Below are 14,396 nucleotides of genomic sequence, written 5' to 3'. Positions count from 1 at the left end.
GTCAGTCGATGGTGAGGTTCTTGACCGGAAGGTCGAGGGCGGTGATGGGGGCGCCGTCGGGAGTCCGGCAGGACCTGAAGTGCAGCGAGTGGAGGGAACTGAGGTCGGGGTAGGAACGAGAGTCCTCAGGCACCACGCAGTCGTACAGGCCAAGCGCGCTCAGTTCGACCGGAAGGGGTTCACGTGCTGTCAGCCACTCCGGCAAGTGCATGTTTCTGAGGGTGAGGTCGCGGAGCCGGGGCATAGCGGAGATGATGCCCAGGCCATGTGGCGTACACGTGCTCGCGGTCGACAGAAGAAGGGTTCTGACATCGGGGAAGTTGCTCAAAGCGGTCAGTCCGGTGGTACCGCTCAGCTCGAAGAGGCTCAGCCATGACGTGGTCGGCCCAAGGCGCAGACTGTCGAGGCTGGCCGTAACCTCGTGGCTGAGGCCCAAGTAGGAGAGGTTCCGCAAGTTCTCCACGGATTCGAGCCCGTATAGCTTCCCTCGCCCCCAGATCGTGAACCATCGCAGCTGTGGGTGAGCAGCCAGCACTGAAAGGTCCCCGGGGCCATGGAACTTGTAGACGGACAGATTCTTCAAGGGTGGGAGCTCGTCCACGGTAGCGAGTGCCCGGAACGGGTAGTCGATCGACAGTGTCCTGATGGACCTCAACTGAGTCGCCGCGCGCCACTGCTGGGAGTGCGTGAGTGTCACGCCGTGTCCCCCCAACGGCAGCCCGGCCAGCACCTGCTCGCCGTAGGCGTCCGCGTCGAAATACGCCCAGGCCTTGATGATTTCGTCGATGACGAGGTGCCGCCGGTCCTCGGCGTACCTCACCATCAACGCCAACGCCTCCTCACCGCCGATCATCGCCACGGCTCGTACCGTCTGCACCGCGGACTTCCCCGTCAACTCGCCCAGTGACCGCGGCAACCGCCGCAGCAAGCTTGTCCCCACAGCTGCCAGAGCCGGCGGGTCCGTCTGCCGACGGGCCGGAAGCAGCGCCGACATAGCCCCGTCCAGCCGCTCCGCCAGCCCCTCCGGGACCGTCGGCAACGTCTCCTGGCAAGAGGCCGCGAGCAGCCGTAGCACCCGCGCGTGCCGGGGCTCCGCCTCCGCCCGATCGAGGATGCCGTCCAACAACTCCTGCTGCTGGGGGGAGTTGGCATGCCCGGCGGCCATGATGATCGTCTCGCGCCACAGGTCCAGGTGGGCCCGCTCGACCAGATTGCCGATGCGGTGCTCCTTCGCAGCCTCCTCGGCGGCCAGATACTCCTGGAACGTCCGGTGGACGAAGTCGAGCCGGCCCTCGACGGGGGAGCGGAGGATGCCGGAGCGGTCCCGGAGTTGTTCGAGGACCTGGTGGCCGTCCTGGATCTCCAGGTGGCGCATCGCCGAGAGCTTGGACGCGACATGGACGGCGGCCTGGTCCAGGGCGATCTCGCTGCGGTTGTTGTCCGACAGGCGCCAGGCCAGGTCCCGCAGCACGACCAGCTTGTCACTGAGGCTGAGTTTGCTGTTCAGCGCACTCGGTACGTTCCGGTCGGCGTCGCGGTCGTGGACCAGGGTGTGGAGGGCGTTGCGGTACAACTCCATGCGGTCCCGGGGGAGTTGGCTGCCCCGGTTCAGGTGCATGGCGCACAGCATCGCGGCGAGCAGCGGGGTGCCCGCCAGGGACTGGAGATGCGCGCGGTCCTTGAGGCTGTTGAGCAGGGACTGTTCGTAGCGGGGCAACTCGTCGACGGCGCAGGGGAGTTCGTCGCCCAGTTCGCGGACGGCCTGGTGCCACTGCCGTACGAACGCGGCCAGGTCCGGTGGTGTCATGCGGTCCAGGTGGAGCGCGGTGAAGTCCTCCCGGCGCAGCCAGTCCGCCCCGGCGGCGGTGGGGCGCGAGGTCACCACCACCCGTATGCCGGCGTACGTCCCGAGCAGCTTGCGCAGCCACTCGCGGACCGCGCGTCGCTCCGAGCCGAGGAGTTCGTCCACGCCGTCCACCAGCAACAGGACCTTGTTGTCCCGCAGTTGGCGTTCCACCCAGCCCTTGGGCATGATCCCGGTGATGTTCCCGGCGACCCCGTCCAGGAGTTCCTCGGGCTTCTTGGGGAGCGGACGGCCGCTGTACTCGCGGAGCTTGACGAAGACGGGGGTGAGGCCGTTCCACTCGGCGAGTTCGGCGGTGAAGGCGCCGCGGGCCGCCGTGATCGCCAGCCAGCGCAGCAACGTGGTCTTGCCGGAGCCGGCCTCGCCGCGCAGCAGCACCCGTGAGGCGCCCCCCAGCGCCGACTCCACCCGCATTCCGGAGCTCTCGGCGCCGAACTCCTCCCAGCCGCTCAGATCCGGCCTCAGCGGCAGCGCGCGGACCGTGCGGCGGCGGGTCCCGTCGTCCCCGGTGGCCCGCAGGCTGACGTAGGCCACCGAGAGGCGGACCTGAGCCGCGGCGCGGTCGGAGGTGCGCCGGAACAGCTCGACCTCGTCGAGGTTGTCGCTGACCAACTGCATGTACCAACGGCGGAATTCCTGGTCCTTGTCGGTGCCGTCGGGGGCGAACAGCGAGCGGTCGGGGAGCCGTTCGAGGACGCGGGCAACCCCGTCGCTCAACGAGCTGGTGCGGGCGAGGAGTTCGGTCAGGGTCCGCTCCTCGAAGACCGGCAGGGTCCGCACGATGCTGACGTAGTACTCGCAGCACTCGCTGAAGAGGAGTTCGTACAGACGCGTCTCGGGTTCGCTCAGGCCGACCGGTGCGCTCACCGATGCCGTGATCTGCCGGATCAGTTCGGCCGGTTGGGCGTCGGCCGTGAGGACCGCCTCGTCGGACAGGTCGGCGCGTGCGAACGTGTCGCACACGCCGTTGAGCGCGACCTCCCGGCTGCTCTCGTCGAGGCCGCGGAACTCCTGGGCCAGGAACGGCTCGATCCGTTCCGCGACGGCGTCGGCCATTCCCTCGAACTGCCGCCGGACGCTGCGCTGTTGGCGCAACCCCGGCACCCGTAGCCGTACGAGCTCCTCCATCGGCAGCCGGCGCTCCTGCTCCCGCCGTCTGCCCCCCAGCCACATCTGTGCCGCCGTGTTCGCCACGGTCGTCCCCAGACGCAGTGCGGCAGCTTCCGCGCTCATCCCCGTACCCCTCCCGCAAATGACCTACGGCCCCCGTTCCTCCCACAGGAGGAACGGGGGCCGCAAGCCGAACGAGCCGGATACAGCGGAATTGCTACCGCAGGCGCGCCATCAGCGCGTGCTCCACCAGCGTGATCAGAGCCGACTTGGCGTCCGCGCGGTGGCGGGCGTCGGTCGTGATGATCGGGGTGTCCGGGCCGATCTGCAGGGCCTCGCGGACCTCGTCCGGGTTGTACGGCTGCTGGCCGTCGAAGCCGTTGAGGGCGATGACGAAGGGGAGACCCGAGTTCTCGAAGTAGTCGACCGCGGGGAAGCAGTCGGCGAGACGGCGGGTGTCCACGAGCACGATCGCGCCGATCGCGCCGCGCACCAGGTCGTCCCACATGAACCAGAAGCGGTCCTGGCCGGGCGTGCCGAACAGGTACAGGATCAGGTCCTGGTCCAGGGTGATGCGTCCGAAGTCCATGGCGACCGTGGTGGTCGTCTTGTCTCCGGTGTGGGTGAGGTCGTCGATGCCCGCGGACGCGGACGTCATCACAGCCTCGGTACGCAGCGGGTTGATCTCCGAGACGGCCCCGACGAACGTGGTCTTGCCCACGCCGAAGCCACCCGCCACCACGATCTTCGCCGAGGTGGTTGAGCGGGAAGGCCCTCCGCTAGAGCTTGCGAAGTCCACTGAGCACCCTTTCGAGCAGTGTCACATCTGGCTGGCCGCCGGCGTTCTCGTCGCCGCCGGGCTGATGAATGGCGACCAGGCCCGCCTCCGCCAAGTCGGCGACGAGGATCCTGGCCACACCGAGAGGGATCGTCAGGAGGGCCGAGATCTCGGCCACCGACTTGATCTCCCGGCAGAGGTTGCAGATCCGCTGATGCTCGGGCAACTGGCCCTGCATCTGGTGCGGCTGCGCGGTGGTGTGCACCAGCGCCTCGATGGCGAGCTGGTAGCGGGGGCGGGTCCGGCCGCCGGTCATGGCGTACGGACGCACCAGGGGATTGCTCGACGAACCCGCGGGCGCCGCCTCGGGGGAGCGTCGGTGCGGCTGCACGGGCTGGATGCGCGGCGCCGGCGGCTGGTCGTACGGTGACGGACCGGGGCCCTGCGGGTACTGAGGGTGGCGCGGGGAGGGCGAGGAGGGGAAGTTGTACCGGTTCTGGGAACCGTCGCCCTGCCCCTGGCCGGGGCCGTACGACCAGTTGCCCGAAGACGAACCGCCTGGGGGTGTTGCCACTTTCTCCTCCTCCGACTGTGCCGGGCACCCATCAATGTGGAGCCGCGTCCCGAAACCTTATGGCCTCGGGACGCCAAAACGCACTGTCCGCTTGTTAGTTGAGAAGGCTCCCCTGGAGCTCTGCTCGAAGGTCAGGGGTCAGGACCGTACCGGCACGGTCCACCAGAAGGGCCATCTCGTACCCAATGAGGCCGATGTCCGCCTCGGGGTGTGCGAGAACCGCGAGGGAGGAACCGTCGGACACGGACATGATGAAGAGGAATCCCCGCTCCATCTCCACAACCGTCTGGTTCACGCTGCCGCCCTCGAAGATGCGCGAGGCACCGGCGGTCAGCGAGGTCAGACCCGACGCGACGGCCGCCAGCTGATCGGCACGGTCACGCGGGAAACCTTCGGACATCGCCAGAAGGAGTCCGTCGGCGGAGACCACCACCGTGTGGGACACACCGGGGGTGTTGTCCACGAAGTTGGTGATCAACCAGTTCAGGTTCTGCGCCGCCTGGCTCATCGGGCTCACACTAACGCTCCTGGTTGTAGGTGCTGTCAGAGCCGAAGCCCTGACCGTTCGTTTCACTTCCTGCGCTGCGACCCCGCTGGACCCCGCGGCGCAGGTTGCTGAGCCTGCCCCGGATGTCCTCGGGAGCGCGGGAGACCTGGGGGCCGCCCTGAGGGGTGCTCTCGGCGGTGCCCTCGACCAGGTTGGCCTTGGGCACCCGCCTCGGCAGGCCGGAGGAGGTGACCCCGCCGGCCTTCGGCTTCTTCAGCGCCGAGGCCTGCTGCCACCGCTCGTCGTTCGCCGAGCGCCAGTCCACGGTCCCGGTGCTGCCGTTTCCGTTCGCGGTGCCGTTCGCCGTACCGAAGATGTTGGTCTTGCTCTCCGGGGCGGAAGCTGTCGACTCCTGGCGCGCGGGCTGCGAGCCGTTGGTGCCTTTCGCGGCCGAACCGCGGCGCGGCAGCCCGGCGTCGGTCAGCGCGTGGACAGCCGAGGGGGCCGGTCCCGGACGGTCGAAGCCTACGTGATCCCGCTCACTCACGTCAGCGGCCTGCGAAGGTTCCGGTTCCGGAGCGTACTGGTCCGGGTAGCCGTTGCGGTAACCGTCCTGCTGCGGCCAGTCATCCTGATAGGACGGCTCTTCGAAGCCCGGATACGTCTCCGGGGCCGCGGCGTGCGCCGACGCGTGCTCCTCCCGCACCGGCTCCGCATACCCGGGCTCCGGGTAACCGCCGTTGGACGGGAAGGAGTCGGCGAAGGTGTCGTTCTGCGTCCCGTTGCCGTTCGGCGCGAAGTACTGCTCGTCGTACGCGGGCTGGAGCGGCTCGTCGTACGACGTCTGCTGCTGCTCCTCGTACGTCGGCTGCCCGTTGTACGCCGTCGGCTGCTCCTGGTACGCCTGCTGCCCGTTCTCGGCGTACGGCTGCTGCTGGGGCTGCTCGAACTCCTGGTAAGTGCCCGCGTCCAGGGCCTCCTGGCCCGGCTTCTGGGACTCCAGGGCCGCCCGGCGCTCCTCGCGCATCAGCGAGCGGCCGACCGGGTCGAGCTCGCGGATGTCGTCCGGCACCTCGGGGTAGCGGGTGTCGTCGAAACCGAGCTCGGCGGCCGTGCGGATCGGGGTGTGGTTGAAGTCCTCACCCTGGTACTGCGGCTGCTCCGGCATGATCTGCGAGACGGTGAACTCGTCGCGCTGGAGCTGCTGTTCGCCACCGCCACCGTGGGTGATCGCGTCGGGCAGCATGACCAGCGAGGTGGTGCCGGCCTGCTCGCCCGAGGGGCGGAGCTGGACGCGGATGCCGTGCCGGTCGGACAGCCGGCCGACCACGAACAGGCCCATGCGCTGGGAGATCGCGACGTCCACGGTCGGCGGGTTGGCCAGCTTGTGGTTGATGTCCGCGAAGTCCTCGGCGGTGAGGCCGATGCCCTTGTCGTGGATCTCGATCATGACGCGGCCGTCGGGGAGACGGGTCGCGGTGACACGGACCTTGGTCTGCGGGGAGGAGAACGTGGTGGCGTTCTCCAGGAGCTCGGCCAGCAGGTGCACGAGGTCGGTCACGGCACGGCCGTGGATCTCCGCCTCCGGGACACCCGAGAGCTCGATGCGCTCGTACTGCTCCACCTCGGAGGAGGCGGCGCGCAGCACGTCGACCAGCGGGACCGGCTGGTCCCAGCGGCGGCCGGGCTCCTCGCCGGCGAGAACGAGGAGGTTCTCGCCGTTGCGGCGCATGCGGGTCGCGAGGTGGTCCAGGCGGAAGAGGTTCTCCAGCTGGTCCGGGTCGGCCTCGTTGTTCTCCAGGTCGGTGATCAGGGTCAGCTGGCCCTCGATCAAGGACTGGTTGCGGCGCGAGAGGTTGGTGAAGATCGCGTTGATGTTGCCCCGCAGGAGGGCCTGCTCGGCGGCCAGTCGTACGGCCTCGCGGTGGACCTGGTCGAAGGCTCTGGCGACTTCGCCGATCTCGTCCGTCGTGGTGATGGGGATCGGCTGGACGCGGGTGTCGACGCGGCCGGGGTCGGTGCGCGAGAGCTGGTCGACCAGCATCGGCAGGCGCTGCTCGGCGATGCCGAAGGCGGCGTTGCGCAGCTGGCGCATCGCGCGGCTCATCTGGCGGGCGACGGCACCGGCCAGGATGAAGGCGAGGAGCAGGGCGACGACGACGGCGGCACCGGTGATGATGGCGTCGCGCTTGGCGTTGTCGGCGATGCCGGACGCCTCGCTCACCGCGATGTCGGCCTTGTCCTCTTCGATCTTGCGGTACGCGTTGTACTTGAGGGTGGTGCCCGCCCACCAGTTCTGCGCGGTGATGCCCTGCTGGGCGAGGGCCTGGCGCGCCGAGACGTCGGTGGTCTGCAGCTGCGACATGGCCGTGACGATCTTGACCGGGTCGCTCGGCGGCGGCACGTACGTCTTGTTGGCGGCCTTCGCCTGCGCGGCGGCCTGCTTGACCATGGCCGCGCCGTCGGTCTGCACCTTCGCCAGGGCCGTGTTCAGCTTCGCGATGTCCGCGTCGGTACCACCGGCCTGGTACTCCTGGATGGCGATGCCCTCCAGGTAGGCGTACGAGGTGATGGCGGTGCGCTGGGTCGCCAGGCTGTTCGCGTCGGGGCCGGGGCTGACCAGCAGATGCGTGCCGATGGAGCGCTCCAGGGAGAGCGCGCCCTTGGCCAGCGCGATGGCGTAGACCGAGCGGCCGTAGCTGGTGATGTTGCCGGTGCCGAGGCCCAGTTCGTTGGAGAACTCCAGGAGCGGGTGCTCCAGGTTGACGTAGCTCTCCTCGGTCTGCACGCCCTTCGTCTTGGACGTGTAGGCGGCGGCCCGGATCGTCTGCAGCTGCGGCTCCACCTTGCGGAAGCGGCTGAGCCGGCGCTCCAGGCCCGACTGGTCCGGCATGTTCTGCGCGGCCTTGTCGAAGACGTCGGCGGCGTCGTCCGTGGCCTTGCGAGCGGCCACGACCGTCGCGTCCTTCTGGCCCTTGCCCTCCAGCAGCGGTGCGGCGGTCACGTCACGCTCGTTGGTGATCGCGTTGCTGTAGGTCAGCGCGGCCTGCACCACGCGGGCGGTCTTCTTCGCGTCCTCGGCGTTCTGCCAGGTGTCGATCGAGCTCTTGACCTGGAAGCCGCCCATGATGAGGCCGACGCCCACGGGTATGAGCAGGATCGCGTTCAGCCGGGTCGGCACCCGCCAGTTGCGGGGCGAGAAACGGCCCCCGCTGGGAGGGGGTGGTGCCGAAGGCTCCGAGCCTGGCACAGGGGCGGGCGCCGCTCCGCGCGGCGGCGGGGTGAAGTTGCCCCGGGCCGACGGCTCGGGACCGTTCTTGCTTCGCCTCACTCGACCAACAACCTTCCGGCGGTCGGCACCTATCCTCGTGCCGCAGTGTCTCAGGCCCGTCAACGAGCTCTGACTATCAGTACGTCGTTGACTATTGGGCAGTTCAGGCATTCCAGCACGTCAGCCTGCGCGATTCCAAACAGTCGGAACGGCGGATTCCGAGTGATGTAAGCCCCAGATAAAACGGTCATAAAGAGCGAGCCCCGCCAAAAGACGGGGCTTTGTTAGCGCAGTGGCACCGGACGACCGCGACGCGTTGCGGTACCACCCGATTCCTCTGCCGAAACGTTATGAACACCGGGGCCGACCGTGTCAAAGGCCACAGCCGGCTCCGGGGTGTCTACGACAACTGCCGTACGGCGCTGCCGACTTGAGAACTGCATGTCGAGGCCCGCCAACAGCTACCGGAGCCGGGCCATCAGCGCGTGCTCGACCAGCGTGATCAGCGCACTCTTGGCGTCCGAGCGGTGCCGGGCGTCCGTCGTGATGATCGGCGCGTCCGGCCCGATCTGCAGGGCCTCGCGCACCTCCTCCGGGTTGTACGGCTGGTGGCCGTCGAACCCGTTGAGGGCTATGACGAAGGGCAGCCCGCTGTTCTCGAAGTAGTCGACCGCGGGGAAGCAGTCGGCGAGACGGCGGGTGTCCACCAGGACGACGGCGCCGATCGCGCCGCGCACCAGGTCGTCCCACATGAACCAGAAGCGGTCCTGACCCGGCGTACCGAAGAGGTACAGGATCAGGTCCTGGTCCAGGGTGATACGGCCGAAGTCCATGGCCACCGTGGTGGTGGTCTTGTCCCCGGTGTGGGTGAGGTCGTCGATGCCCGCCGAAGCGGACGTCATGACGGCCTCCGTGCGCAGCGGGTTGATCTCGGAGACGGCACCCACGAACGTGGTCTTGCCGACGCCGAAGCCACCCGCCACCACGATCTTCGCGGAGGTGGTCGCCCGCCCTCCGTCAGAGCTTGCGAAGTCCACTGAGCACCCTTTCGAGCAGCGTCACGTCCGGAGCGCCGCCGTTGTTCTCGTCGCCGCCCGGCTGGTGGATGGCCACCAGTCCGGCCTCGGCGAGGTCCGCGACGAGGATCCGCGCCACACCGAGGGGCATGGCGAGGAGTGCCGACACCTCCGCGACCGACTTGACCTCACGGCACAGGTGGCAGATGCGCTGGTGCTCAGGGAGCAGTCCCATCAGCGCTGCCGGGTCGGCCGTGGTGCTGATCAGTGCCTCGATGGCGAGCTGATAGCGCGGCCGGGTCCGGCCGCCGGTCATCGCGTACGGACGTACCAGCGGCTGGTCGCCCTCGTCCCCGTACGGCTCGGCGTACGGATCATGAGAGGCGGTGGGCGGGGTCATGAATCCTCCGGGCGGGACAGCAAGTCGGTCGGGCTAGCCGTCTGACAGGGCCGGTGGGGGGATTGTGGCGGCCGGACGGTGATTTGGTGAGACGGGTGGTGCCGGGCCGGTCAGTGAAGAAGACTGCCCTGGAGTTCGGCGCGCAGGTCCGGCGTGAGGACCGCCCCTGCACGGTCGACGAGGAGGGCCATCTCGTAGCCGACGAGGCCGATGTCGCACTCGGGGTGCGCGAGCACGGCCAGGGACGAGCCGTCCGAGACGGACATGAGGAAGAGGAACCCTCGCTCCATCTCCACGACCGTCTGTGCCACGTCGCCGCCCTCGAAGATCCGGGAGGCCCCGGCCGTCAGCGAGGTCAGCCCCGATGCCACGGCCGCGAGTTGGTCGGCGCGGTCGCGAGGGAAGCCTTCCGACATGGCCAGAAGGAGTCCGTCGGCAGACACGACGACGGTGTGGGACACACCCGGGGTGTTGTCCACGAAGTTGGTTATCAACCAGTTGAGGTTCTGTGCCGCCTGGCTCATCTGGCTCAACTAACGCTCCTGCTGGTGAGTGGGGCTGGGGAAGCTGCCGGTCTGGCCGGTACCCGTACCGGCCTGGCGGCCCTGTGCGATGCCCCGACGGAGATTGGTCAGCCGGCCGCGTACGTCGTCAGGCGCACGCGAGACCTGCGGACCGGTTTGGTGCTGTTGCTGCTGAGCCGTGCCCGGGACGAGGTTCGCCCTGGGCACCCGGCGCGGCAGGCCGGAGGTGGTGACGCCGCCCGCGGCCGGTTGCCGTACGCGCTCTGCCTGCCGGACGAGATCGTCGTTCGGCGAGCTGCGCCAGGTACCGCCCGTGGGACGCTGGGGGGTTGCTGCTGCCGGAGCCTGCGGTGCCTGCGGCTGCGGGGCGGGCGCGGAGCCGTTGCTCTGGCTCTGCGCCTCCGCCTGCTGGCCGTGGAACCAGTTGGTCTCCAGCGTGTCGTACAGCGGCGTCCTGCCGTCACCGGGACCCGTGGCAGGCGGCAACGCCTCGGGCTCCTGGCGGGTGGGACGCTGCGGGGCGGGCGGACGCGCGGTGCCGAAGTCGGCGCCGTTGCGGTTCCCGTTGACCTGCGAACGGTCGAACTGCCCGGTGTTCCCGGGGTTCTGACGGCCCGGCAGATTGTGCTGACCGGTGGACCCGTTGTCAAAACCGGGAGCCGCGAACTGGCCGGTGGAGCTTCCGTCGTAGGCCTGCGGGACGGCGAACTGTCCTGTGTTGGCCGGGTTCGACGGGTTGTTGGCCGGGCTGTTCGGGGAGCCGAAGACGTCCGAGCGGACGAACTGGCCGCCGTTCTGCTGCGAGTTGGAGCCGGGGCGCGGGGTGTCGAAGTCCTGCCGCGGGAACTGGCCGTTGGCCGGTGCTCCGTTGGCGCCCGGACGCGGCAACTGGCCCGTGTTCTGGGACCCGTTGAGGTTCGGCCGGGGGAAGGACCCCGTGTCCTGCGGTCCGCCCGCACCGGGGCGCGGGAAGGAGCCGGTGTCCTGCGGTCCGCTCGTACCCGGACGCGGGAACGAGCCCGTGTCCTGCGGTCCGCTGGTGCCCGGGCGCGGGAACTGCCTGCTGTCCTGCGCGTCCAGGCGCGGGATCGCCGGCATCTCCTGCGTGCCGGGGCCCTGACGGTCGTCGATGCGCGGCATCCGGGAGGTCTGCTCGGCGTCGCGCTCGTCGTGACCGCGCGGGGCGTCGAGGTTGCCGCGGCCCAGCGGGGGCTGCGCGTTCTCGTCGCTCCAGCTGGGGCGCTGGTTGTTGCCGCCCGGCAGCTCGGCCCGCGCACCACCGCGCGGCGGGAGCTGCGGCTGACGCCCGCGGCGCCTGCCACCACCACGGGGCGGCTCGGGCTCGTTGCTCGCACGCTGCGGGGGAACCGCGCCGTTCTGCTGCGGCGGGGTCCCGCCGAAGGCGTCCTGACGTCCGTCGCCGAAGCCCTGCGGGGCACCCGCACCGGCGGCCTGCAGTCCCTGCGGGGCACCCGGGGCCTGGCCGAAGAGACCGGCACCGGAACCAGCGGCCGGACGGCCCTGCGGCGCCGAGGGACCCTGCGGTCCACGCGCACCGCCGGGAGCACCCGGACCACCGGGACCACCCGGACGTCCACCGCCCGCACCGGGCAGCGCGGCCCGGGGGCCCTGACCGGAACCGACCTGGCCGCGCGGAGCGGCACCGGCACCGAGCAGTCCGCCGTTCCCCGGCGCACCCGCGCCGAGGGCGGAGCCGCCCTGACCGTTGCCCCGGCGGGCCGCACCGGCACCGGCGGCGGCAGCCGCAGCGCCGACAGCGGCCTGGCCGGGCTTGCCCGGAGCGGGCTTCTTGCCGCCCTGGGCGACATCGACCGGGAGCATGACCAGCGCGGTCGTACCACCGGAGTCGGACGGACGCAGCTGGATACGGATGCCGTGGCGCTGGGACAGCCGGCCGACCACGAACAGACCCATGCGGCGGGAGACCGAGACGTCCACGGTGGGCGGCGAGGCGAGCCGCTCGTTGATCGCCGCGAGGTCCTCGGGGGAGAGGCCGATACCGGTGTCGTGGATCTCGATCAGGACGCGGCCGTCGGGCAGCGCGTGACCGGTGACCTTGACCTTGGTCTGCGGCGAGGAGAACGAGGTCGCGTTCTCCAGCAGCTCGGCGAGCAGGTGCACGAGGTCGTTGACCACGCGGCCGGCCACTTCGGTGGTCGGCACGGAGGACAGTTCGATGCGCTCGTACTGCTCCACCTCGGAGGCGGCGGCGCGGAGCACGTCGACCAGCGGGACCGGGCGGGTCCAGCGGCGGCCGGGCTCTTCACCGGCGAGAACGAGAAGGTTCTCACCGTTACGGCGCATGCGGGTCGCGAGGTGGTCGAGCTTGAAGAGGGAGGACAGCTGGTCCGGGTCGGCCTCGCGGGACTCCAGCTCGGAGATGAGCGAGAGCTGACGCTGGATGAGGCCCTGGGAGCGGCGCGAGAGGTTGGTGAACATCGCGTTGACGTTGCCCCGCAGGAGGGCCTGCTCGGCGGCGAGGCGGACTGCCTCGCGGTGCACGTCGTCGAAGGCCGCGGCCACCTGGCCGATCTCGTCCCGGGAGTGCACACCGACCGACTCCACGGACGTGTCGACGTCCTGCGGGTCGGACTCGGAGAGCTGCTTGACCAGCTCGGGCAGCCGGTCCTGGGCGACCTTGTTGGCGGTCTCCTGGAGCCGGCGCAGCGAGCGGATCATGGACCGGGCGATGACGAAGGCGCCGACGAGGGAGACACCGAGCACGAGCAGGATCAGCGCACCGGAGATGATCGCCTCGCGCTCGGAGGCGGAGCGCAGCTCGCGGGCCTTCTGCTCCATGTCCTCCAGGAGCGTGTGCTCGATCTTCTTCATCTGCTCGATCTTGGTGGAGCTGTCGTCCACCCAGTCCTTGTAGGACCGCTTGTCGAGCGACTTCAGACCGTTCGAGTTGGCGAGGGCGCGCTCCGCGTACTTGTCCGCGGCGTCGATCGTCGCGTTGCCGTCCTCGATGGGCTGGATGAGCTCCTCGGCACCCTGGTCGCCGTAGATGTTGCGGAAGATCGCCAGGTCCGACTTCTCGCTCTCCAGCGCCGAGTCGGCGTACAGCCGGTCGTTGTCGGAGAGGTTGCCCGTCGTGGTGTTGTTGTCGGGCAGGGCCGCCGCGATGACGGCGCGCTGCACGGACGCGAACTCCTTGGCAGAGGAGAAGGCGGCCAGGGCGCGGGTGCGCTGGATCATCTCCGGGTTGCTGGTCGCCTCCGCCATGTCCTGCGAGAGGCCGAGCAGCTGGGTGATCAGACGGTGGTAGGCGTCGACCGTCTGCGTCGAGTTGCTCTTCGACTGATAAGCCGTCTTGCGGATCTTGTCGAGGTTGTCCAACTCGGTGGCGAGGCCGACCACGGTCTCGCGGACGCCCTGCAGGTTTCCGTTCCTGCTGGCGCTGTCCACCTCTTCCGAGGAGTTGATGAAGTTGTCGCGGGCGCGGTCGGTCTTCTCCTCGTAGCCCTTGACCTCGTAGTCGGTGGCCTTGCCGCCGTGCGACAGGGGACCGGCCGACTGGTCGCGCTCCTCCTGGAGCGCGGTGGCCAGCTCGGTGGCCTGCTTGGTCATGTCCGTCAGCAGCTTCATGTTGTCGAGCTGCTGGATGTCGGTCATGGAGTCGCTGATGCGCAGGGCGCCCAGCGAGGTGGCCGCGACCACGGGGAGCGCGAGCAGCGACACCAGGCGCGTGGAGATGCGCCAGTTGCGCAGGGCGACGCGCGAGCCGGGGCCGGGCGTGCCGCTCGGCGGCTTCACCGGGGGCGCGGGGGTCGGGGCTGCGGACACACCGGAGCGCCCGGGGCCCCCGCCGTCGCCTGACGGTGCCGGGCCCGGGTTCTGGGCGTGCTGGGGCGAGGAGCTGCCGGTGTTGGGGCCAGCCCCGCCATGCGGCTCCGGCTCCGCCGGAGCACTGCCATCCCTCTTGAAACGTCCCTGCACTAGCGTCGCAACCTCTGGACCAGGCGTCCCCCGCGCGAACGGAAGGACGGTGTCGGCGTCTTGGGGAGCGCCCTGAACGCGCACCCCATGTGTGGTCGTGAGTGACCGGCGCTGTTCCCCCTTCCGCCGCCCTCGGCGCTGCGTTGCGCCCCCTGCGCGCCGGGCTGATTCTGCGGCGGTCCGTGGAATTCCAGCACAGTGCCGGATCTCCAACAAGGCCCGTAGGCCAGGCTGTGACCTGTGTGACACCCCGTGAGGACAGTGTCACGAGACGTAGAAAGCTATTCACTCCAAAGTGGGCAAATCCCCACCATCCCGCTGGGCGCGGGATGTGCCCAAGTCGCCATGATCAGGAGCGGAATGACAGCTTCAGGGGGTCAATGTCCGTTTCGGTGAGGTGAGTTGAGGGTCC

At 69.5% G+C, this 14,396-nt stretch carries 9 protein-coding genes; all 9 read right to left on the bottom strand.

Features of this window, described 5'->3' with window-relative positions:
* Position 1: 1 nt before the first annotated feature.
* The 9 genes from OH768_RS15915 to OH768_RS15875 all read right to left on the bottom strand — a co-directional run bounded on the left by OH768_RS15915 (position 2) and on the right by OH768_RS15875 (position 13,984).
* Positions 2–3,097 carry an NACHT domain-containing protein gene (locus OH768_RS15915; RefSeq protein ID WP_406454128.1) on the bottom strand — a complete coding sequence of 1,032 codons (3,096 nt, stop codon included), beginning with the start codon at positions 3,095–3,097 and terminating at the stop codon, positions 2–4.
* Positions 3,098–3,191: 94 nt separating this feature from the next.
* Positions 3,192–3,773 (bottom strand): ATP/GTP-binding protein, encoded by a 582-nt coding sequence (locus OH768_RS15910; protein WP_009314218.1) that lies wholly within the window; start codon positions 3,771–3,773, stop codon positions 3,192–3,194.
* Complete coding sequence (locus OH768_RS15905; RefSeq protein ID WP_026178547.1) at positions 3,754–4,326, bottom strand: DUF742 domain-containing protein; 573 nt, start codon at positions 4,324–4,326, stop codon at positions 3,754–3,756. Before OH768_RS15905 ends, OH768_RS15910 begins: the two co-directional genes overlap by 20 nt.
* Positions 4,327–4,420: 94 nt before the next feature.
* Complete coding sequence (locus tag OH768_RS15900; RefSeq protein WP_005479603.1) at positions 4,421–4,834, bottom strand: roadblock/LC7 domain-containing protein; 414 nt, start codon at positions 4,832–4,834, stop codon at positions 4,421–4,423.
* Between the two features lie 10 nt (positions 4,835–4,844).
* Positions 4,845–8,144 carry a nitrate- and nitrite sensing domain-containing protein gene (locus OH768_RS15895; RefSeq protein WP_406454125.1) on the bottom strand — a complete coding sequence of 1,100 codons (3,300 nt, stop codon included), beginning with the start codon at positions 8,142–8,144 and terminating at the stop codon, positions 4,845–4,847.
* 401 nt (positions 8,145–8,545) lie between these two features.
* Positions 8,546–9,121, bottom strand: coding sequence for an ATP/GTP-binding protein (locus tag OH768_RS15890; RefSeq protein ID WP_006375318.1), 576 nt, complete (start codon positions 9,119–9,121; stop codon positions 8,546–8,548).
* Positions 9,102–9,500 (bottom strand): DUF742 domain-containing protein, encoded by a 399-nt coding sequence (locus tag OH768_RS15885; RefSeq protein WP_019058642.1) that lies wholly within the window; start codon positions 9,498–9,500, stop codon positions 9,102–9,104. The genes OH768_RS15890 and OH768_RS15885 overlap by 20 nt, the downstream gene beginning before the upstream one ends.
* Before the next feature lie 110 nt (positions 9,501–9,610).
* Entirely contained in the window at positions 9,611–10,024 is a 414-nt protein-coding gene (locus OH768_RS15880; protein WP_005479910.1) for a roadblock/LC7 domain-containing protein, read from the bottom strand.
* A gap of 9 nt (positions 10,025–10,033) precedes the next feature.
* A complete protein-coding gene (locus OH768_RS15875; RefSeq protein ID WP_406454122.1) occupies positions 10,034–13,984 on the bottom strand; it encodes a nitrate- and nitrite sensing domain-containing protein in 3,951 nt (1,316 codons plus the stop codon).
* Positions 13,985–14,396 lie beyond the last annotated feature (412 nt).

Origin of the sequence: Streptomyces sp. NBC_01622, assembly GCF_045209635.1 — a bacterium.
Classification (GTDB): Bacteria; Actinomycetota; Actinomycetes; order Streptomycetales; family Streptomycetaceae; genus Streptomyces.
The sequence above is the reverse complement of the archived record's forward strand: the minus strand, read 5'-3'. Positions and strand labels throughout refer to the sequence as shown.

Coding starts and splice junctions, on each gene's coding strand:
- OH768_RS15915 (WP_406454128.1), bottom strand. CDS start 3,097: ATGAGCGCGGAAGCTGCCGCACTGCGTCTGGGGACGACCGTGGCGAAC.
- OH768_RS15900 (WP_005479603.1), bottom strand. CDS start 4,834: ATGAGCCAGGCGGCGCAGAACCTGAACTGGTTGATCACCAACTTCGTG.
- OH768_RS15885 (WP_019058642.1), bottom strand. CDS start 9,500: ATGACCCCGCCCACCGCCTCTCATGATCCGTACGCCGAGCCGTACGGG.
- OH768_RS15880 (WP_005479910.1), bottom strand. CDS start 10,024: ATGAGCCAGGCGGCACAGAACCTCAACTGGTTGATAACCAACTTCGTG.